This window comes from Paucibacter sp. JuS9, from assembly GCF_044043925.2.
Taxonomy (GTDB): domain Bacteria; phylum Pseudomonadota; class Gammaproteobacteria; order Burkholderiales; family Burkholderiaceae_C; genus JAUASW01.
Map to the genome: position 1 here is coordinate 3949579 of NZ_CP194172.1, position 19888 is coordinate 3969466.

Consider the following 19888-nt stretch of genomic DNA (forward strand, 5'->3'; position numbering starts at 1 on the left):
GCTTCATGAAGAAATTCTTCAAAGTCCTGACATCGGCAACGCTGGCTGCCAGTGTCCTGGTTGCCAGCGGCGCGCAGGCGCACGGCTTCTGGTTTGCACAGCGCGCCAACCATCTGGCGATGGTGTTCGGCGTGGGCGCCGACGACCTCGACGTGATCAAACGACTGCCCAAGATCACCAGCTTCGGTGGCTATGACGAGGACGGCTCGGCCGTGCCCTCGCAGCTCGTCACCAACGGCGCCCTGGTGAGCGTCAACATCGACAACCAGCCCGCCTTCATCGCCGCCGCGATGGACTACGGCATGTGGAGCAAGACGCCCGACGGCAAGTGGCACAACAAGGGCAAGGACGAGGTGCCGACCGCCGTCATCAGCGAGCACAACTTCAAGTACGGCGTGCACTTGCGGCGTGTGCTGAGCGGGCCGATGCCGCTGCTGCCCGATCAGCTGCTCCAGATCGTGCCGGTGGCGACGCCGCTGCCGGTCAAGCATGGCGAGCCGCTGCAGCTGCGCGTGCTCCACAAGGGCAAGCCCGCAGCCGGCGCTCGCGTGCTGGCCGACTATGTGAACGACCCCGACGACAAGGGTGCGGTGGCCGACAAGGACGGCATGGTCACGATCAAGGTGCGCAACCAGGGACTCAATGTCATCGTCGCGATCTTCAAATCGGCGCCTACGAATCCTGCCAAGGTCAACCAGATCGAGAATCTGGCTTCGCTCTCCTTCGTGCTTCCACATGAGCCCGAATGAGAACTCGACCCCAAGTCCAGGAGCCAAGATCATGAAGAAGCTTTCCACCCTCGTCCTGCTCGCTGCGTCACTGCAGCTTGGCGTCGCCTTTGCCCACGGCGACGAGAAGCCCCGGCATGGCGGCATCGTGCAGATGGCGGGCGAGCTCAAGCTCGAGCTTGTCGCCACGCCGGATGCAGCCGAGCTCTATCTCGATGACCATGGCCAGGCCGTGCCCACGGCCAAGGTCAGCGGCAAGCTCACCGTGCTGAGCGGCGGCGCCAAGTCCGAGTTCAAGCTGGAGCCTGCGGCAGGTGACAAGCTCGTGGCCAAGGGCGCCAAGCTGGTCAAGGGCGACAAGGTCATTGCCGTCGTGATCACCGAGGACAAGCAGAACAGCAGCGCCCGCTTCGTGATCAAGTGAAGTGCTGCCGCCACCTCTTCGCGTCGCTGGCGGCACTGATGTCGGCACTGCTGGCCCCGCCGGTTCACGCCGGCTTTCCGGATGCCATCCAGGTCCATGCCGACACGATCAGCGAGGTGGGCCAGGTCGGCATGGACCTGCACCTGAACACCACGCCGAATGGACGCCGCACGGCAGACTACCCTGGTGAGGTGCTGCCGCACCGCGGCTGGCGCTTCTCGACCGGCCTGGCCTATGGCCTGGCCCCGAACTGGGAGGCCGGCCTGTCACTGGCGGCCAGCCGCGATGCCGACGGCAGCACCCATCCTGCAGGCATCAAGCTGGGACTCAAGTGGTTGCCGGTCAGGCCGGCCGATGATCAGACCGGCTGGTTCCTGGGCGGCAATGCCGAGCTGGCGCGTTTCAAGCAGCGCTTCTCCGAATCGCGCAGCACCGCCGAATTGCTGCTGATCGCGGGCTGGCGCAATGCCGATTGGTTGTGGGCCGTGAACCCCAAGTTCGGCTGGAATCTTTCCGATGGCCTGGGCTCGAAAACGGCCGATGTCGCTGTCAGCGCGAAGCTCGCGCGCGGCATCACGCCCAGACTTCAGCTGGGCCTCGAGTTCCATGCGGAACTGGGAACGACCCGCAGGATCCTGCCTGCCAGTGAGCAGAGCCAGGTACTGTTCCTTACCGTCGATACCTATGTGGAAGATTGGGGTCTGAACTTCGGCATCGGTCGAGGCTTGACCAAGGCCGCCGACGAACTGACCCTGAAGGCCATGGTCAGTGTCCCGTTCTAGGCCTGCCGCGAACGCGCCAGGCTGCACAGGAGAAACAGGGTGCGCGGTACGAAACGCAGCAAGCTGCTCCAGGTCCATCGCTGGACCGGTCTGATCCTGGGCCCGCTGCTGCTCTACATGGCGCTGACCGGCCTCGCGCTGGAGTTCCGCGAACAGCTGAAGCCACTGGCCGAACCTGCGCCTTCAAATACAGCCGGCTGCGAGGCGCCCCACGCGCTGCCAACGCAGGTCGCCGCAGCGCTTGCCGCCCAGCCGGGCATTGCGCTCACCAGCCTGATCCTGCAAGGCGGCCCCGGCGAGCCGACGCTGCTGCGTTTTGCCGATGGCCAGCAGCTCTCGGTCGATCCCTGCGGCGCCCGCGTCATCGCCCGGCAGCCGCGCTGGGGCGGGCTGTTCGGCCGGCTCGAACAGTTCCACCGCTTCCGCTTCCTCGACGACAACCAGCTTGCCAACACCATCGCCGGCAGCATCGCCCTGGTACTGGCCCTGCTGATGGTGGTTGGTGGCCTCGCCTTGTGGTGGCCCCGCGGCCAGGCGTTGAAGGCCGCGGCCACGCTGCGGCCGCAGCTGAAGGGGCGCGCCTTCGCGTTGAACCTGCATCGGGTGTCGGGTCTGTATGCCAGCGTGGTCCTGCTGGCGGTGACGCTCACTTCGCTGCCGCTGGCCTTTCAGTGGGCCCGCAGCGCACTGGACGTCGCTGTCGGCTCCAAGGCGCCCGCGCCCAGGCCAAGCTCCTCGGCACCTGCGCCCGGCGCCAACCCGCTGGATCTGGGCCTGCTGTGGGAGCGCGGCCGGGCCGTGTTCAATCGGCCGAGCCTCGTAGTCGTCACTGCGGCAAGAAAGGCCGGCGACCCTGTCGAGGTCTATGCCGTCGAGCACGGCGCGCCGCATCCGCAGGCTCTCAGCTACGCCTGGTTCGATGCCTACAGCGGCGCCCTGCTGCGCAGCGAGTCTTACGCCGAGAGCAGCCTGGGCAACCGGATCTACCTCACCGCGGGAGCGATCCACGGCGGCGAGTACGGCCTGCTGCTGCAATGGCTGCAGTTCATCGGCGTGCTCGCGGTGCCGGTGCTGGCCTGGACCGGTGTCAGCAGCGTCCTGCGGGGGCGCAGCAAGCCGGTGCCGGGATTGCGGGTACGGGTGCAGGCCATCGGCGAAGAGGCACTGGGCATCAAGTCCTTCGAGCTGGTCAGCGCCGACGGCAGGCCCTTGCCTGCGTTCGAGGCGGGTGCCCATGTCGGCGTGCATCTCGAAAATGGCCTCGTGCGCCAGTACTCGCTCTGCAACGACCCGGCCGAGCGCGCTCGCTACCTGATCGCCGTGAAGCGCAGCGACACCTCGCGCGGCGGCTCGGCAGCAATGCACGAGCAGGTGCGGGTGGGCGACGTGCTGACGATAGACGGCCCGCGCAACAATTTCCCGCTCGCAGCGGGCGCCACGCACCAGGTGCTGCTGGCCGCCGGCATCGGCATCACGCCGCTGCTGGGCATGGCGCAGCATCTGCAGGGCCGTGGCGCTTCGTTCGAGCTGCACTACTTGGCCCACTCGCAGGAGCATGTGGCTTTCGCCGAGCTGCTGCGGCAACCGCGCTTCGAAGGCAGGGTGCATATCCACTATTCAATGGGGTCGGAGCGGCTGCAGCAGTGGCTGGGTCGCCTGCTGGCGGTGCATGCGTCGGGGCATCATCTCTACCTGTGCGGATCGAACCGCTTCATGGAGGCGGTGCAACAGGTGGCGGCAGCGGCAAGCTGGCCGGCCGAGGCGATCCATGTCGAGCATTTCGGCGCCGACACCAAGCTCGTGGGCGCCCCGTGCGAGCCCTTCGAGCTGCACCTGCGCCGCTCGGGCCGCACGCTGCAGGTGCCGGCCGACCGCAGCATTGTCGAAGTGCTCGATGCGGCCGGTGTGCCTGTGCCCACGTCCTGCCGCGAAGGCGTGTGCGGCACTTGCTCGACACGGGTGATCGAAGGCCGCTGCGAGCACCGCGATGCTTTTCTCAGCCCGGCAGAGCATGCCGCGGGCGACCGCATCATCACCTGCGTCTCGCGCGCATCGGGTCGGTTGGTGCTCGACTTGTGAGGACAGCAGCATGTGCTGCGGCCGGCCGCTGAAATCAACAGGACATTGCGCGCCCCCCCCCTCAAACCGCAGGCATTGCGCGGCGCAGCTTCCATAATTTCGCCATGTCCCGCCGCCCTGTCTTCTTCGTGCTGATGATGGCCATGCTGCTGCAAGCAGTGTCGCTGGGCGGGCACTGGGTGGGCCGCGGCAGCCCCACCGAGACGCTGCATGATGTGCTGCACTGGTCGGGCGTTTCGCACCACCATGCACACGGGGCCAGCCTGCAGGCGGACGGGCTCCTGGCCTTCGAGTCCTTGTCTGAAGGACTGGGCCTGGCTGCTGCCTCCTCCGACCAGGACCCTCACCAGGCGCCCCACCCGGACTTTCACCAGGACCAGTTGGCGGACTCCAATCACCACATGGCCCTGGACGCTTGCCTGAGCGCCATGGGGCCCATTCCCGCCGGTGTCGACAGCCCGACGATCCGCGCGGCCTGCAGCCGGCCCGATGCGCGCCCCGAAGCCCCACCCGCCGACCCCGAGTTGAGCGGCCCCCGCCGCCCGCCCAGATCCTTCTCCTGAAATGAAGCAGCACTGCCGCGCCTGAGCTCTCGAGCCGCCGCGGCGAGCCATCACAACAGGGCTGAGGGATCTTGCATTGCGTCATCTGCGCGCACGCAAGCCCTGAGTAGCCCGATCTCGGCAGTATCAAATTGAAAACCAAACACAGGATCAGTACCCGCCTCGCGGTGGGCAGCGTCTGGTGCTGCATGCTGGTGTCCGCCCAGGCGGAACCGGTCACGCTGGCCGGCGCCATCGATGCGGCCTGGCAGCGCACCCAGGCCGGCGCTGCATCGCAGGCCCAGCAGCTGCGCGCCGCTGCAGAGCAGAAGGCCGCCGCCAGCTTGCTGGCCGCGCCGCCGTCCCTCTCGCTGTCGCAGCGCAGCGACCGGGCCCAGGACAACCACGGTGTGCAGGAACGCGAAATCGGCGTCGCCCTGCCGCTCTGGCTGCCCGGCCAGCGGGCTGCAAAGCAGGCCGCTGCCGACGCCGAGCTCGGGCTGGCATCTGCCAGCGTTGCCCTGGCGCGTCTGCGCCTGGCCGGTCAATTGCGTGAGCTGGCCTGGAGCCTGGTCGGCCTGCGCGCCGAACTGGCTGCCAACGAGGCCCAGAGCCGCTACATGAGAGCGCTCAGCGCCGACGTTGAGCGGCGCGTCAAGGCCGGCGACCTGGCAAGCACCGATGCACTGGCCGCCCAAGGCGAAGCGCTGGCCGCCGAGGCCGAGGCGCTGGCCGTGAGGCAACGCCTGCAGGCCGAGAGCCTGCGCTGGACCGGCCTGACCGGACTGCCTGCCGATGTCGAGCCGGCAGAGGGCGAAGCGCCGCAAGCCGATGCGACGCTGGAGCAGGACCAGCACCCTGCGCTTGCGCAACTGGCGCTAGCCGCCGAAGCCGCTCGCCGCCAGCTCGAAGTGGCCCGGCGCGACCGTGCCGAAGCTCCCGAGCTGAGCCTCGCCTACCGCAGCGAGCGCGATGCCTATGGCCAGCCGCGCCAGGGCAGCATGACGCTGGCGCTGCGCGTGCCCTTCGGCATGGCGGTGCGCAACGAGCCGCTGCGTGCAGCCGCCCAGGGCGCGCTCGACCAGGCCCTGGCCGAGCAGACCCGCACCCGGCTTGAACTCGCCGCCGAACTGGCCATTGCCCGCGATGCCCTGCAGTCGGCCACGCGCCAGGCTGCGATGCAGCGCGAGCGCGCCGGCCTGCTGCGCCAGCGCAGTGCGCTGCTCGACAAGTCCTTCCGTGCCGGCGAAACCGCCTTGCCTGATTTGCTGCTCGCCGTGCAAGCCGCCGCACAGGCCGAGGCCACGCTCGCCCGCCACCAGGCCGCGCTGGGTGCCGCCCGCGCCCGCCTCCTCCAAGCTTCCGGGGTACTGCCATGAATCACCTTCACCATCGCCGCCTTGCCCATGCTCTGGTCCTGGCCGCCGGCCTGTGCCTGCTTGGCCCGGGCACCTCGTTCGCTTCCCCGGGTGCCCATGGGCCCAATGGCGAACACCTCGACGGCCCGGCCGCTAACCTCTCGGGTGCCGGCGTGCCGCGCCTGGAGGCGCATTCCGAACAGTTCGAACTGGTGGCTCGTCTGCAGCCGCAAAGCTTCGTGATCTACCTGAGCCGCTACGAAACCAATGAAGCGGTGCTCGGGGCCAGGCTGGACGTGGAACTGGGCGCAGTGAAGGCCACGGCGGTGTACCAGGCCGAAGCCGGCACCTATGAGGTCAGCGACAAGAAGATGCTGGCCGAGCTGGACAAGCCTGGCACGCATGCCCTGGTGTTCACCGTGAGCGCCGGTACCGACAGCGACCTGCTGGACGGCGCGCTGGCGGTGGCCCCGCATTCCGAAGAGATCCACGAGCCGCCCGCGACCTCGCATGCGCTGCGCAACGGCCTGTACGTCGCCGGTGGCGGCGGCGCGCTGCTGATCCTGTTCGCGGCCCTGCGCCGCCGCAGTCGCCGCATGAACAACAGCTTCGGAGCCGCATGATGATCAACAAGAACCTGTTCCCGCTGCTGGCACTGACGGGCCTCATCGCCGGCACGGCCCTGGCTTCGCCCGGCGCCCACGGCCCCAATGGCGAGCATCTCGACAGCCCCGCCGCGCTCAAGATCGACGGCCTCGCCCGCCTGCCCGACGGCAGCGTGCAAGTGCCGGTGGCCGCTCAGCGGCGCATGGGCATCCTGACCCGCTTCGTACCACTGACCGACGCCCCGGCCGCCCTGCAGCTGCCGGGCCGCGTGGTCATCGACCCGAACGCCAGCGGCCGCGTGCAGACCGTGCAAGGCGGCCGCATCGAGCCCGGCCCCAAGGGCCTGCCGGTGGCCGGCCAGACGGTGCGCAAGGGCGAGGTACTGGCCTATGTGCGCTTCCATGCCGAGCCGTTTGCCCGCGCCAATCAGCAGGCGCAATTGAGCGAGCTGGCCAGCAACCGCAAGCTGGCGGCCCAGCGCGTCGAGCGCCTGCGCACGCTGGAAGGCAGTGTGCCGCGCAAGGAGATCGAGGCCGCCGAAGCCGAACTGGCCAGCCTCACGGACCGCGAGCGCGACGTGGGCGGCAGCCTGCAGGCCCGCGAGGCGCTGCTCGCCCCGGTGGATGGCGTGATCGCCAGCGCCTCGGCCCTGGCCGGCCAGGTGGTCGAGCCGCGCGATGTGCTGTTCGAGGTGATCGCACCGTCCCATGTGCTGGTCGAAGCCAGCACGGCGGACCCGAGCCTCGTCTCGCGCATCACCGGCGCCCGCCTGCAGGACCAGGCCGGCGTCAAGCTGAGCCTGACTGGCGCCAGCCGCGTGATGCGCGATGGCGTGCTGCCGCTGACCTTCCGCGCCCAGGCCGAGCGCGGTGGCGCGCTGCCGCTGGCCGTGGGCCAGCCGCTGGCCGTGATCGTGACGCTCAACACCCAGCTCAAGGGCTATGTCGTACCGGCGCAAGCCGTGGTTCGCAACCCGGCCAACCAGGCCATCGTCTGGATCAAGTCGGGCGCCGAGCGATACATCCCGCAGCCGGTGGACTACCGGCCGCTGGACAGCAACTCGGTGGTCGTGATTCAAGGCCTCGGCGATTCCAACCGCGTGGTGATGCAGGGCGCGTCCCTGATCGCCCAGATCCGTTAACCGGGCAGGGCAGACCATCATGTTCAACTGGATAGTCCGCTACAGCCTGCACAACAGGCTCTTCGTGCTGGCCTTCGCGGCCATGCTGCTGGTCTATGGCGCGATCACGGCCTGGCGCACGCCGGTCGACGTGTTCCCCGACCTCAACAAGCCCTTGATCACCGTGCTCACCGAGGCCGGCGGCATGGCGCCGGAAGAGGTGGAGCAGCTGGTGACCGTGCCCATCGAGACGGCGCTCAACGGCATGCCCGGCGTGACCCGCGTGCGCTCGACCTCGGGCGTCGGCCTGGCCATCCACTACGCCGAGTTCGACTGGGGCACCGACATCTACCGCAACCGCCAGATCGTGGGCGAGCGCCTGGGTCTGGTGCGCGAGCAGCTGCCAGCCGGCATCACGCCGGTGATGGGGCCGGTGTCGTCCATCATGGGCGAGGTGATGCTGATTGCCTTGCCTCTGAAGGCGAATGACCCGAAAGCTGCCACGCCGATGCAGGTGCGCGAGTACGCTGACTTCGTGCTGCGGCCTCGCCTCTTGTCCATCATCGGCGTGTCGCAGGTCATTCCCATCGGCGGCGAGGTGCGCACCTTGCGCGTCGAGCCCGACACCGTGCGCATGGCCCAGGCCGGCGTTTCGCTGACGCAGATCCAGACGGCGCTCTCCGGCTTTGCCAGCAATGCCGGCGGCGGCTTCATCGACCTGAACAGCCGCGAGTACCTGATCCGCCACATGGCGCGCACCACGCGCATCGAAGACCTGCAGGGCGTGGCCGTGGCCTGGAAGGACGGCCGCGCCATCCTGCTCGAACAGGTGGCCAAGGTGCGCATTGCCGCTGCGATGAAGCGTGGCGACGCCGGCTACGACGGCGTGCCCGCCGTGATCGTCAGCGTGCAGAAGCAGCCTGGCTCGGACACGGTGCGCCTGACCCATCAGATCGAGACGGCGCTGAAAGAGTTGAAGGCCGGTCTGCCCGCTGGCGTCGCCGAGCCCAAGGTGCTGTTCCGCCAGGCCGACTTCATCGAGGCCTCGGTGGGCAATGTGACCGAGGCGCTGCGCGACGGTGCCGTGATGGTGGCCATCGTGCTGTTCGCCTTCCTGCTGTCGGCCCGCACGACACTGATCTCGCTGACCGCGATTCCGCTGTCGCTGGCGGTGACGGCCCTGGTCTTCGAGCTGCTCGGGCAGTCGATCAACGTGATGACGCTGGGCGGCATCGCCATCGCCATCGGTGAGCTGGTGGACGACGCCGTGGTCGACGTCGAGAACATCCTGCGGCGGCTCAAGATCAACCGTGCTGCCGGCAACCCCTTGCCGGTGCGCGAGGTGGTGCGCCAGGCCAGCGTCGAAGTGCGCTCGGGCATCGTCTACGCGACCGTCATCGTCGTGCTGGTGTTCGTGCCCCTGTTCGCGTTGCCTGGCATCGAGGGTCGCCTCTTCTCGCCCCTGGGCATTGCCTACATCGCTTCGGTGCTGGCCTCGATGGCGGTGTCGATGACGCTGACCCCGGTGCTGTGCGCCTGGCTCCTGCCGAAGATGAAACGGCTGGACCATGAGGACAGCCCGCTGGTGCGCTGGCTGAAAAAGCATGACGCGCGCCTCCTTGCCTGGTCGTTCCCGCGCGCCCGCATGCTCGTGTCGCTGGCCACGGCCGCCGTGCTGGTGGCCGGTGCCAGCGTGGCCTTCATGCCGCGCGCCTTCCTGCCGGCCTTCAACGAGGGTTCGCTGGTGCTGGGCATGATGTTCAACCCGGGCACCTCGCTGGATGAAGCCAACCGCCTGGGCCGGCTGGCCGAAACGCTGATACGCGAAGTGCCCGAGGTGACCCAGGTGGGTCGCCGCACCGGCCGCGCCGAGCTCGACGAACATGCCGAGGGCGTGCACTCCTCCGAGATCGACGTGGACCTGAAGCGCGGTGGCCGCGACCGCGAGGCGGTGATGGCCGCGATCCGTGAAAAGCTCTCGGTGCTGCCGGCGCAAGTGGCCATCGGCCAACCGATCTCGCACCGGCTGGACCACCTGCTCTCCGGTGTGCGCGCGCAGATCGCCTTGAAGATCTACGGCGACGACATCGACACGCTGCGGGGCCTGGCCGAGCAGATGCGCCTGCGCCTCAGCCAGGTGCCGGGCCTCGTGGACCTGACCACCGAAAAGCAGGTGCTCATTCCGCAAATCACCGTGCGCCTGGACCTGCGCAAGGCGGCCCAGGCCGGTCTTGCACCCGGCGAGGCGATGCGCACGTTGCAGGCGCTGACCGATGGTGCGCACAGCGCCGAGATCGTGGACGGCCAGCGCCGCTACGACCTGGTGCTGCGCCTGCCCGACGGCCAGCGCAGCCCGCAGGACCTGGCCAGCACGCTGATCGACACACCCGCCGGCCGGCTGCCGGTGTCGGCCATCGCCACGGTGGATGAGAGCGACGGTCCCAACCAGATCGGCCGCGAGAACAGCCGCCGCCGCATCGTCGTCTATGCCAATACCGACGGCCGCGACATGGGCAAGGTCATTACCGACATCCGCAAGGTGATCGGTGAGACCCGCCTGCCCGAAGGCAACTTCGTCAGCCTCGAAGGCCAGTTCCAGGCGCAGGAGCAGGCCACGCGACTGATCGCGGCGCTGTCGCTGCTGTCGCTGACCATGGTCTTCCTGGTGCTGTATTCGCGCTACCGCTCTGCCGTGCTGGCCGGTGTGATCATGGCCAATATTCCGCTGGCCCTGATCGGCAGTGTGGTGGCGATGTGGATCGGTGGCGTGAGCCTGTCGGTGGCCTCGATGGTGGGCTTCATCACCCTGGCCGGCATCGCCACACGCAACGGCATCCTGAAGGTCAGCCACTACATCAACCTGTGCCGCTTCGAGAACGAAACGTTCAGCCAGGCCATGATCGTGCGCGGTTCGCTGGAGCGGCTCACGCCGGTGCTGATGACGGCCCTGGTGGCCGCCTTTGCACTGACGCCGCTGCTGCTCGCGGCCGACGCCCCGGGCAAGGAAATCCTGCATCCGGTGGCCGTGGTGATCTTCGGCGGCCTGATCAGCTCGACCCTGCTCGACACGCTGCTGACACCGGTGGTGTTCTGGCTGGTTGGCCAGCAGCCCACGCAGCGCCTGCTGGTCGAGGTCGATGACAGGGAAGCCGAGGCGCTGGCACCTGCCGTGCGCGAGGCCTTCTGACCCATGTTCGCTACATTCCACAGGCGCAAGCCGTCGCCCGCAAACTCCCTCAAAAGCGAGAGTCCATCATGGCCAGTTCTTCAAGCATGACCCAAGGATCGGTAGCGGCGCGGCCCGCTGCGGCCCTGCAAAGCACCGCGGCCGCGCACAAGGCTCGCATCACGTCCATCGACGCCCTGCGGGGCCTGGTGATGATCGTGATGCTGCTCGACCATGTGCGCGAGAACCTGTACCTGCACCTGAACGTCACCGACCCGATGACGCTGCCGGGCACGCCCAACGACCTGTTCTTCTCGCGGCTGGCGGCGCATTTCTGCGCACCGATCTTCGTGTTCCTGACCGGCCTGTCGGCCTGGCTCTACGCCAACCCGCCCAGCGGCGTGACTCGCAATGTGCGCGAGTTCCTGCTCAAGCGCGGCCTGCTCCTGATTGCGCTGGAGCTGACGGTGGTGAACCTGTCCTGGAACGGCACCTATCAGGTGCTCTATCTGCAGGTCATGTGGGCCATCGGCTTCACCATGGTGGCTCTGGCCTTGCTGTCGGGGCTGCCGCGCTGGGCGCTGGCAACGCTGGGCTTTGTCATCGTGGGCGGTCACAACGCCTTCGCCGGTGTCAATGTGTCGCCCGACAGCGCCTGGTATCCGCTGTGGACGCTGATGATGCATCGCGGCTGGCTGGTGACCGAGGGCATCGTGAAGGTCAAGGTCAGCTACCCGGCCCTGCCGTGGGTGGGCGTGATCCTGCTGGGCTATGCCTTTGCGCCGCTGTTCTCGGCGACCGTGGACAGGCTGTGGCGCCAGCGCGTCCTGGTGCTGACCGGCCTGGCCTCGCTGGCCGTGCTGGCGGTGCTGCGCGGCTTCAACATTTACGGCGAGAACGCGCCCTGGACACCCGGTGCCACCACGGTGGAGACCGTGAAGTCCTGGCTCAACTTCACCAAGTACCCGCCCTCGCTCGACTTCCTGCTGATGACGGTGGGCGGCGGCGGCATGCTGACGCTGGCGGCCCTGGAGTTCCGCGACAACCGTGTCACACGCATCCTCTCCACCTTTGGCGGCGCGGCGATGTTCTATTACATCCTGCACCTCTATGTGCTGATGGTCGGCTACCGCATCATGTACGCGATCTTCGGCCCCAACCAGGGCACGCGCTTCGGTGTGGATATCGATTCGTTCTGGATTGTCTGGGTGGTCTGGCTGACCATGGTGCCCTTGCTGTACTTCCCGGTGAAGGCCTTTGCCAACTACAAGCGGCGCACGACCCTCTCCTGGGTGCGCTACTTCTGATCGAAGCAGTCGGGCCGCCGGGACGGCGGCCCGCATCTTGTGTCTTGGGCAGCCTGGAAATCGCAATTCCATGCTGCCGGCCGGCGCCTGAACGGCCGATGCGTAGATGGCGGCGGCCCTAAGCTTGCAGCCATGGCAACTGTTGTTGAAGGCACGCGGCGGCGCTCGCTCGCACCCGCCCTGGAACACATCCACCAGCATCTCGGCGAGCCGATCAGGCTTGAGTTGCTGGCACAGCTGTGCGGGCTCAGCCTCTGGCGTTTCGCCCGGGTGTTTCGCCAGCGCGTGGGGACTTCGCCCTATCGCTACATCAATGAGCAGCGCATCGAGCATGCCCAGGCCCTGCTGCGCCAGGGCCTGCCGGCGGCGCGCGTTGCCAGCGAGGTCGGCTTCTTTGACCAGAGCCATCTCAACCGACGTTTCAAGCGGCAATGCGGCATGACGCCCGGCCAGTTCCAGTCGGCAGCCGAAAGCGCTGCATGAGCGAAGTTGCCGACCTGCTGCCGGCCCTGGTCGCGCTGCGCCAGGACATCCACGCCCATCCCGAGCTGGCATTCACCGAGCACCGCACGGCAGCCCTCGTGGCCGCGGCGCTGAAGGAGCTCGGGCTGGAGGTCCACGAAGGCATTGGTGGGACAGGCGTCGTGGGCGTGCTCCGCCATGGCGCGGGCCGCTGCATCGGCCTGCGCGCCGACATGGATGCCCTGCCGATGCAGGAGCAAAGCGGGCTGGCCCATGCGAGCCGCACCGGGGGCATCCATCATGGTTGTGGCCACGACGGGCACACCACCATGCTGCTCGGCGCGGCCCGTCATCTGGCGCGCACCCGCCGATTCGCCGGCACGGTGGTCTTCATCTTCCAGCCGGCAGAAGAGGGCAAGGGCGGTGCCCGGGTCATGATCGAGGACGGGCTCTTCGAGCGCTTCCCTTGCGATGCCGTCTACGCCCTGCACAACTGGCCCGACCTGCCGCTGGGCGAGGCGCAGACGCGGCCCGGCGCCATCATGGCGGCGGCAGATCGATTCGACATCACGGTGCGCGGCCGCGGCGGCCATGCGGCCCAGCCGCAGCAGACGCCCGACGCCATCCTGGCGGCCAGCGAGCTGGTCTGCCAGCTCAACACCATCGTGGCGCGACAGATCGACCCCGGCGAATCGGCCGTGCTGTCGGTGACGCGGATCGAGGGCGGCCATTCACACAATGTGCTGCCCGCCGAGGTCGGCATCACCGGCACCGTGCGCAGCTTCGATGCCGACACACAAGACCGCATCGAGGCCGCCTTGCGCGCCCGGGCCGCTGGCGTGGCACTCTCCAGTGGCACCGAGATCGAGGTCACGTACACGCGCTACTACCCCGCCACGATCAACAGCCGCGCCGAGGCCGAGCTGGCGCTGGCCGCTGCGCAGTCCATCGGCTTGCGGGCCAGCGAGGCCGCACGGCCCGCCTTCACCTCCGAGGACTTTGCCTTCATGCTGAAGGAAGTTCCTGGTGCCTATCTCTGGCTGGGTCAGGGGGCGGCCGCTGCTGCCGTCTCGGACGCAGATGCAGTGGCGGCTTGGGCATCACGCCCGCTTCATCACCCCTGCTACGACTTCAACGACAAGGCCTTGCCGCTGGGAATCAGATGGTTCACGGCGGTGGTGGAGCGGGAGATGGGTGGCTTGGGGGGCTGAGGGCGGAAGGCGGTTCAAGGCAAAAGCTTGCGCAGCGCCGGCGTAGACACGTCGTCGACATGGCGGAATGCCGTCGCGACACGCTCCATCTGTTCTGCGGGCACACCGAAAGCCTCGAAGTAGACGCGCCACTCCCGAACCACCCGCCAGACCTGGTCGATCAATTCGCAGGCGCGCGCCTGTGAGAGCGTGAAGCGCGCATGCCAGCCGAGCGCATTGTCCAGCGTGGCCAATCGCCCTTCGGGTCCCACGCCCAGGTGCAAGAACCGCTCAAGGGCAATGCTCGGCCGGGGCAGTACGTCATACAGAGGGCTCAGTCTCCAGCCCATCAGCCGTGGGTCCCAGACGAACCCGTGGTTGCGCAGATGGTCGTCGTCGTTGCTCACGAACAGGTTGTAGACCATCCTCTTGAACAATTCTTCGTTGTTGGCCCGGATGACGCTGGGATGGCAGTACCGCCGCACCGCATCGGCCAGATCGGCATAGGACTTGGTGCGCGATTCGGTTTCATCACAGGCCACCAGCGTCAGGCCGCTGACGAAACCCATGCGATGCTCCACACGCCCCTCACCTGGCCCCAGCGCCAACCAGTCGGCATCCTGCGCCAGTTGCGCGCCCGGCGCCATCCAGTAGCGGTCGAAGCGACGGATCAGCATGATGCGTCTCTCGCCCAGCATTTCGTTGCGGACAGGCGGCACGTGCAGCCCCGCCTCCTGGGCAAGCCGCAGTGAGGCGCACTCGACGCCAGGAATATCGAAGCGATCCTGCCGACTGGAGAACTTGGCCAACCAGAGTACGCCGGCCTCGTCTCGCACTGAAGCCTTGGGACGCGCGCCGCCCAACGCAGTCCCGTCCTGGAAAATGGCTTCCAGATGGGCCGGCACTGCCGCGCCCTCTTCAATCCGCTCGGCCGCTTCCATGAGGTGGGCCAAGGTGTGCCAGCTACTGGCGCCTGACGTGGGCCCATCCTGGATGCTGCGTCGAATGTCCAGTGCGCCGACACGCTCACTGCCCGCATGCAGCAGGTACTGGGATTCCGGCAGGCTGTTGGCCGGTACACGCAGCTTGGCTTCAATGACACGCCGCCCCCAGGCATCGGGTGCAGCATCGCGGATGCCACCGAAGAAGGGAAGAGCGCCAGGCGGTAGCAGGCGCTTGCCACGAACCGCGTCACGGTCCGCAATGCTCAGCCCGAGCGGGTCCACTTCCAGCGCATCAGCTCGCCCGAGATAGTTGATTCCGTAGGCAAAGCTGGAGGCCTGAAGCTTGTCGCCGTCCTCGGTCAGGATGAGTTGCCCGCAGGGCGCCCACGTGGCACCCAGATGCGCAAAGGCCATCAGTTTGCTGTCTTGGGCTGCCATGGCTCGTGGGCTTTAGAAATCGAGCTCATCAAGTTCAGAGGCGCTCAGGTCGCGGACACGTTGGGTCTGTTCTCTGACCGTCAGTGACACGAGCGCAGGGTCAGCTTCGGTCAACAGGTCGACCAGGGTGCTGCCGGGCGCGATGGCATCCAGGTAGCGCAGCACTTGTCCAATGGCCAAGCCTGGGTCGCCCTGCTCGATTCGGTACGCGGTATTGCGCGAGAGACCTGCGCGCAGCGCAGCGTCCGTTTGCTTGACTCGACGCGCCAGGCGCAGTCGAGCAAGCAGTTGGCCAATGCGGCGGCCCTGCTCCAGCAGGTGGGAGGGCAAGACGGCGGACTGGCTGACCTTCATATGCGTTAAAACGAGCGCTGATTGCTTATGGTTCGATTTAACGAGCACTCTAGCGTCTCATCCGGTGAATCGCAAGAAATGCTCGTTAATGCGAGCATTGTCCTCATTGTGCTCGATTTAACGAGCAGTCATGGCGGAGCGCGAGGGGCTTGCGCATGTTGAAGCGACAAGCCCCGGATATCAGTTCGACGACACGCCAGCCCCTGGCGCAAATGCCAAGAGCAACGGGCAAGTGTTCCCAGGAGGCGTCGTCGGCGAAACCAGCGACGCCGTTGGCGAGGCTACGCGCTACAGCCAACGAACTGGGGCGGCCACCGACGCCACGAACCCATGTCAGGGGGTCAAGGGCTTCAAGGAAGCCGGGCGCGACCGGTATGTCAGCGACAAGGAATTTCAGGCGGTGTGGGAGCAGGCTGACCAGACCCTGCGCGATGCGATGGACCTGGCATTGCTGACCGGCCAGCGGCCGGCCGATGTGCTGAAAATTCAGCGCGAGGACCTGCGCGACGGCGCGCTATGGATCACGCAGAACAAGACCAAGGCCAAACGGGCAATCGAGATCACCGGCGAGCTGGCGGCGCTGATCGAGCGGATCAACGCGCGGCCTCGCGTGCGGCTGAGCGCATGGCTGATTCAGGACGATTGCGGCAAGCCGCTGGGAACCTTTGCCATGCGCTCACGCTTCGACAAGGCCCGGCGCGCGTCCGGAGTGGATTTTCAGTTTCGGGACATTCGGGCCAAGGCCGCAACTGATACGGGCGATCTGGCGCACTCTCAGAAGCTTCTGGGGCATCGGAATCGCGAGATGACCGAGCACTATGTTCGAGCTCGCGTCGGCGAGCGTGTCAGCCCATTGCGGTAAGTCTTCTTATGGAGGGTTCTTCTTGCTACGGCCGGAGACGCTTGGCATGGTCGCCAGGACTCGACTTGCCCTAGCACGGGTTTCCGGAACCTTTGAATTCTCAGCAATCGAAGCAAGCTTTCCCCGAATCGACATCAGCTCGTTAAAGGCGGTCAGTGAACCCGTCGTCAGGCGGCTTTCAGCCCATCCAACGACCAGCTGTTCATCGTCAGGCGACATCGCCGTTTGGCTCGCAATCCCTGCGCTGAGTAGGCCGGGACTTGAGGCTACGACGGGGGATCCCAACCCAAGGTTGGCCAATCCGCCCGACAGAAGGCTTTGATTCGCCTGTACCGTTCGCCTGAGCGCCGCAACTTCACGCTGAAGATCGCCAATCCCTTCGATCATTGCCTGATCCAAAGTCGTCTCGCCTGTCTGAAGCGAAGCCAATTTGAACTCACCAAAATGCTTCAGAAACATCGAAAAATTTGGGTCCTCAGCGCCAGCCTTGTATGTCGCAAGCACCTTCCGAGCGAGTAGCTGTTTGAACTCCACCATCCGTGGATATCGCAAATCTCTCGGGTAGGTCAGATGTTCGATGACTCCCGTATCAAACGGGTAGTCCGTCTTGTCGTCCTTGATGATTACCGTAGGCTTATCAAACGCTAGCCTGAGCCCGAGCTCGAACATCACATTGGCGTTCTTGCAGCTCACGTCGCAAACAACAATTTCCGATGAATAGACGCCGCGAACGATGCGCTTGTGTATTACGCCAACCTCATCCGCCTCGCTAACGAGTCGTGCCTGGAATTTTGGTTCGGCAATTCCCTCGACGGCATCTTGAATGAGGATCTTCACCTCGGCCCAATGTTCGGCCGAACAGCCATCGATTGCCGAAATCGGCATGACGATTCCGCATGTCAGCGCGGCCGATTCAGATTGATCGTTCTGATCTTGATTCTTCCCGTCCATCGAGCCCCCCATTGCCGCCACATTTGGCGGAGTTTTTTGCTGGGATCAAATTGTACGGAGGCCAAGTCGCTGCTATCAGCTGCGGTTGAACAATCTACAAGATGCGCTCGCAGAATTGATGTGCATCCGAGGACTCGAACACCTCAGCGCATATGGGGGCACCCCCTGTCGGTCGCCATAGCGCGCGAACCTCACATTGCGGCGCAAAGCTAGGCTCCTTAACAAGCGCTGGATGTTTTCCTAGATCTACGCCATTCCAGGTCTCGTGGCGCGGTGTATAGATGACCCGATGGGCTCCAATGAACTCGACGGCAACTCTCGACTCCAGCGCGTGCGTAATGGCATCGCAGAACCTCCGCACGTGCGTAATCCTGACGCATGCATCCGCGCCCTCAAACTCTCTCAGTACCGCACCAGAAAAACGTGACGCCAAGCAGTAGATAAAAAAATCTTCAGAGTCCACCTGCCGATTAAATGCACAGCCCTTGATGCTGAGTTGTACCCCGGGGCCAAACTTAAAGCCGAAGGCTTCTCCGAACGCTTTTGCTTGCTCCGTTCCACCCGTAAAAACCTGAGCATCGACGCCGTAGTGGACAGACTTTGTTCCCTCGCTTGGGTCAGCAATGCCTCGCTTGTGCTCATCTCTTCGGAAGTCGTGCAATGTGCCAACACGCAACCCACCGACCTGCGCCAGTTTGTCGCACCACTTGGCCTCACCGTACTTGAAGAGAGCCATCAAGCGTGACTATGCAAGGTCCACGGATTCACGCCTGGACGCGATATTTGCAGCAATGTGCATCCCGCACTAGCTGAATCACCTCGCAAGGCGTGTTCCTTCCATCGCTGCTCGGCGCTCTGCACTTTGCCCTTCGACAGCCAGCATTTCGCGGTCCAGGTCTTCGCGCATTGCTCGCACGACTTCGAGGCTGTTAGCGAGGCGATGCTGCACCCGATCAATATCTTCGGCAGTCGACTCTCGAAGAGAACGCGCACCGTCGATGAACTTGCGCGCATCGTCGGCACGTTCCACAGCTTGGCGCTCCTTCTCGTCGATAGCATCGAGAAATAGCTGCTGACGCGAACCGCCTGAGCCACCAGAAAGGATCGCAAGCGATCTGTACTCCTGTCGCAATCCGATCGCCCGCGCCTTGATGCGGCTTTCTTCGACGACAACGGTATTGGCCGTCGCCGCCAGCTCGCGCAATTGCCCCCTTCGGTCAGCACTATCTGCAGAGTCTTGAGCGTGACGCGCCGATTGCGCTGACCTCCAGGCGGCCAGGGCAGAAAAGCCGCCACCCACAGCACTGACTATTGCGGCGGCCAGGGCAAGCACCTCAGTGGCGGTCGGACTCGTCGGCATGCTCCCCCCAAAAGCAATTTGTAGATGGGCAGGCGAATTGTAGAAAAGCCCCGGATAGCGAGCTATGCGGGGCTTTCGTCTACGTGCTTGTTGCACTTGCAAATTCTTGGTGGCCTGGGGAAGAAGGCGGAATGTGCCTGCTCGGCTTTGGCCGATCAGTCATCCTCCATGCCTCGTTGGGCATTCCGGACCGTTGCTGCCGCAACGTCCTACGACAGTCCCCCGGACTGTCGTAGAGCGAACGTGGTTCTCATCCGCTGCCGAAGCCAGCAAACGAAAATGGCTCCCCGAGGGGAGCCATTTGCGTTTGGTGGCCTGGGGCGGAATCGAACCACCGACACGCGGATTTTCAATCCGCTGCTCTACCAACTGAGCTACCAGGCCATTTGTCTTGTCTGTCGCGTCTTCGGCCTTGTTTGGGCCCGTTTGCACGGGTGGCGAATCAGCGAAGACCGCGACTATAGCACAGCTTTTTGGGCTGTTTCCAGCCCTCCAGCCTCGTCAGATCAGATGCCGCCGCCGCGCTTGTTGCGCGAGAGGTCGACGCCGAGCTGCTTGAGCTTGCGGTAGAGGTGGGTGCGCTCCAGGCCTGTCTTCTCGGCCACACGGGTCATGGAGCCGTTTTCCTTGGCCAGGTGGAACTCGAAATAGCTCTTCTCGAAGGCATCGCGCGCCTCGCGCAGCGGGCGGTCGAGCTCGAAGCTCTGCTCCGAGGCCAGACCGGCCGGCGGCAGCGTGGCCAGCGGCAGGCTGTTGCCGGAGACCGGCAGGCTCATCTGCAGCGAATTCATCTCCGCGCGGGCATAGCTGTTGTGGTTGGTGCTGCCCAGCACAGGCGCCGGACGCGGCGCGGTCTTGACCAGGGCCTGCTCGACAGCGCGCAGCAGCTTCTGCAGCGTGATCGGTTTTTCCAGGAAGGCGATGGCGCCGAACTTGGTGGCTTCGACCGCGGTGTCTATGGTGCCGTGGCCGCTCATCATGATGACGGGCATCGAGAGCTGGCCGCTGCTGCCCCATTCCTTGAGGAGCGTGATGCCGTCGACATCGGGCATCCAGATGTCCAGCAGCACCAGATCGGGCCTCATCCGCTCGCGGCAGGCGCGGGCCTGAGCCGCGTTTTCGGCCAGTTCGATGGAGTGCCCCTCATCAGTGAGGATTTCGGACAAGAGGGCGCGAATGCCCAGTTCGTCGTCGACTACGAGAATGGTTGCCATG

19 protein-coding genes and 1 tRNA gene are annotated in these 19888 nt (G+C 65.7%); 13 read left to right on the forward strand and 7 right to left on the reverse strand.

Going from position 1 to position 19888, the window contains the following annotated elements; all coding sequences use genetic code 11:
* The first annotated feature begins 5 nt into the window (after positions 1–5).
* The 12 genes from ABT392_RS17620 (at position 6) to ABT392_RS17675 (ending at position 13785) form a co-directional block, all read left to right on the forward strand.
* The gene (locus ABT392_RS17620; protein ID WP_395385089.1) at positions 6–749 is read left to right on the forward strand and encodes a DUF4198 domain-containing protein; all 744 of its coding nucleotides are present in this window, start codon (positions 6–8) and stop codon (positions 747–749) included.
* Positions 750–780: 31 nt separating this feature from the next.
* Complete coding sequence (locus tag ABT392_RS17625; protein ID WP_395385088.1) at positions 781–1152, forward strand: hypothetical protein; 372 nt, start codon at positions 781–783, stop codon at positions 1150–1152.
* Between the two features lie 38 nt (positions 1153–1190).
* Positions 1191–1934 (forward strand): hypothetical protein, encoded by a 744-nt coding sequence (locus tag ABT392_RS17630; protein WP_464970832.1) that lies wholly within the window; start codon positions 1191–1193, stop codon positions 1932–1934.
* 39 nt (positions 1935–1973) lie between these two features.
* On the forward strand, positions 1974–4013 hold the full coding sequence (locus ABT392_RS17635) for a PepSY domain-containing protein (RefSeq protein ID WP_395385086.1): 2040 nt from the start codon (positions 1974–1976) through the stop codon (positions 4011–4013).
* A 104-nt stretch (positions 4014–4117) separates the two neighbouring features.
* Positions 4118–4576: a hypothetical protein gene (locus ABT392_RS17640; RefSeq protein ID WP_464970833.1), complete on the forward strand. Its 459-nt coding sequence runs from the start codon at positions 4118–4120 to the stop codon at positions 4574–4576.
* 131 nt (positions 4577–4707) lie between these two features.
* Positions 4708–5934, forward strand: a complete 1227-nt coding sequence (locus ABT392_RS17645; RefSeq protein ID WP_334279420.1) for a TolC family protein — start codon at positions 4708–4710, stop codon at positions 5932–5934.
* Positions 5931–6536 (forward strand): hypothetical protein, encoded by a 606-nt coding sequence (locus tag ABT392_RS17650; protein ID WP_395385084.1) that lies wholly within the window; start codon positions 5931–5933, stop codon positions 6534–6536. The genes ABT392_RS17645 and ABT392_RS17650 overlap by 4 nt, the downstream gene beginning before the upstream one ends.
* Positions 6533–7660, forward strand: a complete 1128-nt coding sequence (locus ABT392_RS17655; RefSeq protein ID WP_334279422.1) for an efflux RND transporter periplasmic adaptor subunit — start codon at positions 6533–6535, stop codon at positions 7658–7660. The genes ABT392_RS17650 and ABT392_RS17655 overlap by 4 nt, the downstream gene beginning before the upstream one ends.
* A gap of 19 nt (positions 7661–7679) precedes the next feature.
* Entirely contained in the window at positions 7680–10826 is a 3147-nt protein-coding gene (locus ABT392_RS17660; protein WP_395385082.1) for an efflux RND transporter permease subunit, read from the forward strand.
* Between the two features lie 68 nt (positions 10827–10894).
* Positions 10895–12112 carry an acetyltransferase domain-containing protein gene (locus ABT392_RS17665; protein WP_395385081.1) on the forward strand — a complete coding sequence of 406 codons (1218 nt, stop codon included), beginning with the start codon at positions 10895–10897 and terminating at the stop codon, positions 12110–12112.
* 132 nt (positions 12113–12244) lie between these two features.
* Positions 12245–12595: a helix-turn-helix domain-containing protein gene (locus ABT392_RS17670; protein ID WP_395385080.1), complete on the forward strand. Its 351-nt coding sequence runs from the start codon at positions 12245–12247 to the stop codon at positions 12593–12595.
* Positions 12592–13785 carry a M20 aminoacylase family protein gene (locus ABT392_RS17675; RefSeq protein WP_395385079.1) on the forward strand — a complete coding sequence of 398 codons (1194 nt, stop codon included), beginning with the start codon at positions 12592–12594 and terminating at the stop codon, positions 13783–13785. The genes ABT392_RS17670 and ABT392_RS17675 overlap by 4 nt, the downstream gene beginning before the upstream one ends.
* Positions 13786–13799: 14 nt before the next feature.
* Here ABT392_RS17675 and ABT392_RS17680 read toward each other — a convergent pair whose 3' ends face one another.
* Entirely contained in the window at positions 13800–15146 is a 1347-nt protein-coding gene (locus tag ABT392_RS17680; RefSeq protein WP_395385078.1) for a type II toxin-antitoxin system HipA family toxin, read from the reverse strand.
* Positions 15147–15158: 12 nt separating this feature from the next.
* Complete coding sequence (locus tag ABT392_RS17685; RefSeq protein ID WP_334279428.1) at positions 15159–15500, reverse strand: helix-turn-helix domain-containing protein; 342 nt, start codon at positions 15498–15500, stop codon at positions 15159–15161.
* Between the two features lie 130 nt (positions 15501–15630).
* On the opposite strand from ABT392_RS17685, the gene ABT392_RS17690 reads away from it, so the two are divergent.
* Positions 15631–16362, forward strand: a complete 732-nt coding sequence (locus ABT392_RS17690) for a tyrosine-type recombinase/integrase (RefSeq protein ID WP_395385076.1) — start codon at positions 15631–15633, stop codon at positions 16360–16362.
* A 6-nt stretch (positions 16363–16368) separates the two neighbouring features.
* Here the strand turns inward: ABT392_RS17690 and ABT392_RS17695 are convergent, their stop codons facing one another.
* The 5 genes from ABT392_RS17695 to ABT392_RS17715 form a co-directional block, all read right to left on the reverse strand.
* Positions 16369–17313, reverse strand: a complete 945-nt coding sequence (locus ABT392_RS17695; RefSeq protein WP_395385075.1) for a hypothetical protein — start codon at positions 17311–17313, stop codon at positions 16369–16371.
* A gap of 94 nt (positions 17314–17407) precedes the next feature.
* Positions 17408–18049, reverse strand: a complete 642-nt coding sequence (locus ABT392_RS17700) for a hypothetical protein (protein ID WP_395385074.1) — start codon at positions 18047–18049, stop codon at positions 17408–17410.
* Positions 18050–18127: 78 nt separating this feature from the next.
* Positions 18128–18517, reverse strand: a complete 390-nt coding sequence (locus ABT392_RS17705) for a hypothetical protein (protein ID WP_395385073.1) — start codon at positions 18515–18517, stop codon at positions 18128–18130.
* Positions 18518–18981: 464 nt separating this feature from the next.
* Positions 18982–19057 (reverse strand) — tRNA-Phe (locus ABT392_RS17710).
* A gap of 122 nt (positions 19058–19179) precedes the next feature.
* On the reverse strand, positions 19180–19887 hold the full coding sequence (locus tag ABT392_RS17715; RefSeq protein ID WP_334279432.1) for a response regulator: 708 nt from the start codon (positions 19885–19887) through the stop codon (positions 19180–19182).
* Between the last annotated feature and the right edge of the window lies 1 nt (position 19888).

Coding starts and splice junctions, on each gene's coding strand:
- ABT392_RS17640 (WP_464970833.1), top strand. CDS start 4,118: ATGTCCCGCCGCCCTGTCTTCTTCGTGCTGATGATGGCCATGCTGCTG.
- ABT392_RS17625 (WP_395385088.1), top strand. CDS start 781: ATGAAGAAGCTTTCCACCCTCGTCCTGCTCGCTGCGTCACTGCAGCTT.
- ABT392_RS17660 (WP_395385082.1), top strand. CDS start 7,680: ATGTTCAACTGGATAGTCCGCTACAGCCTGCACAACAGGCTCTTCGTG.
- ABT392_RS17695 (WP_395385075.1), bottom strand. CDS start 17,313: ATGGACGGGAAGAATCAAGATCAGAACGATCAATCTGAATCGGCCGCG.
- ABT392_RS17675 (WP_395385079.1), top strand. CDS start 12,592: ATGAGCGAAGTTGCCGACCTGCTGCCGGCCCTGGTCGCGCTGCGCCAG.
- ABT392_RS17680 (WP_395385078.1), bottom strand. CDS start 15,146: ATGGCAGCCCAAGACAGCAAACTGATGGCCTTTGCGCATCTGGGTGCC.
- ABT392_RS17650 (WP_395385084.1), top strand. CDS start 5,931: ATGAATCACCTTCACCATCGCCGCCTTGCCCATGCTCTGGTCCTGGCC.
- ABT392_RS17620 (WP_395385089.1), top strand. CDS start 6: ATGAAGAAATTCTTCAAAGTCCTGACATCGGCAACGCTGGCTGCCAGT.
- ABT392_RS17690 (WP_395385076.1), top strand. CDS start 15,631: ATGGCGGAGCGCGAGGGGCTTGCGCATGTTGAAGCGACAAGCCCCGGA.
- ABT392_RS17655 (WP_334279422.1), top strand. CDS start 6,533: ATGATGATCAACAAGAACCTGTTCCCGCTGCTGGCACTGACGGGCCTC.
- ABT392_RS17665 (WP_395385081.1), top strand. CDS start 10,895: ATGGCCAGTTCTTCAAGCATGACCCAAGGATCGGTAGCGGCGCGGCCC.
- ABT392_RS17670 (WP_395385080.1), top strand. CDS start 12,245: ATGGCAACTGTTGTTGAAGGCACGCGGCGGCGCTCGCTCGCACCCGCC.
- ABT392_RS17715 (WP_334279432.1), bottom strand. CDS start 19,887: ATGGCAACCATTCTCGTAGTCGACGACGAACTGGGCATTCGCGCCCTC.
- ABT392_RS17685 (WP_334279428.1), bottom strand. CDS start 15,500: ATGAAGGTCAGCCAGTCCGCCGTCTTGCCCTCCCACCTGCTGGAGCAG.
- ABT392_RS17700 (WP_395385074.1), bottom strand. CDS start 18,049: ATGGCTCTCTTCAAGTACGGTGAGGCCAAGTGGTGCGACAAACTGGCG.
- ABT392_RS17630 (WP_464970832.1), top strand. CDS start 1,191: ATGTCGGCACTGCTGGCCCCGCCGGTTCACGCCGGCTTTCCGGATGCC.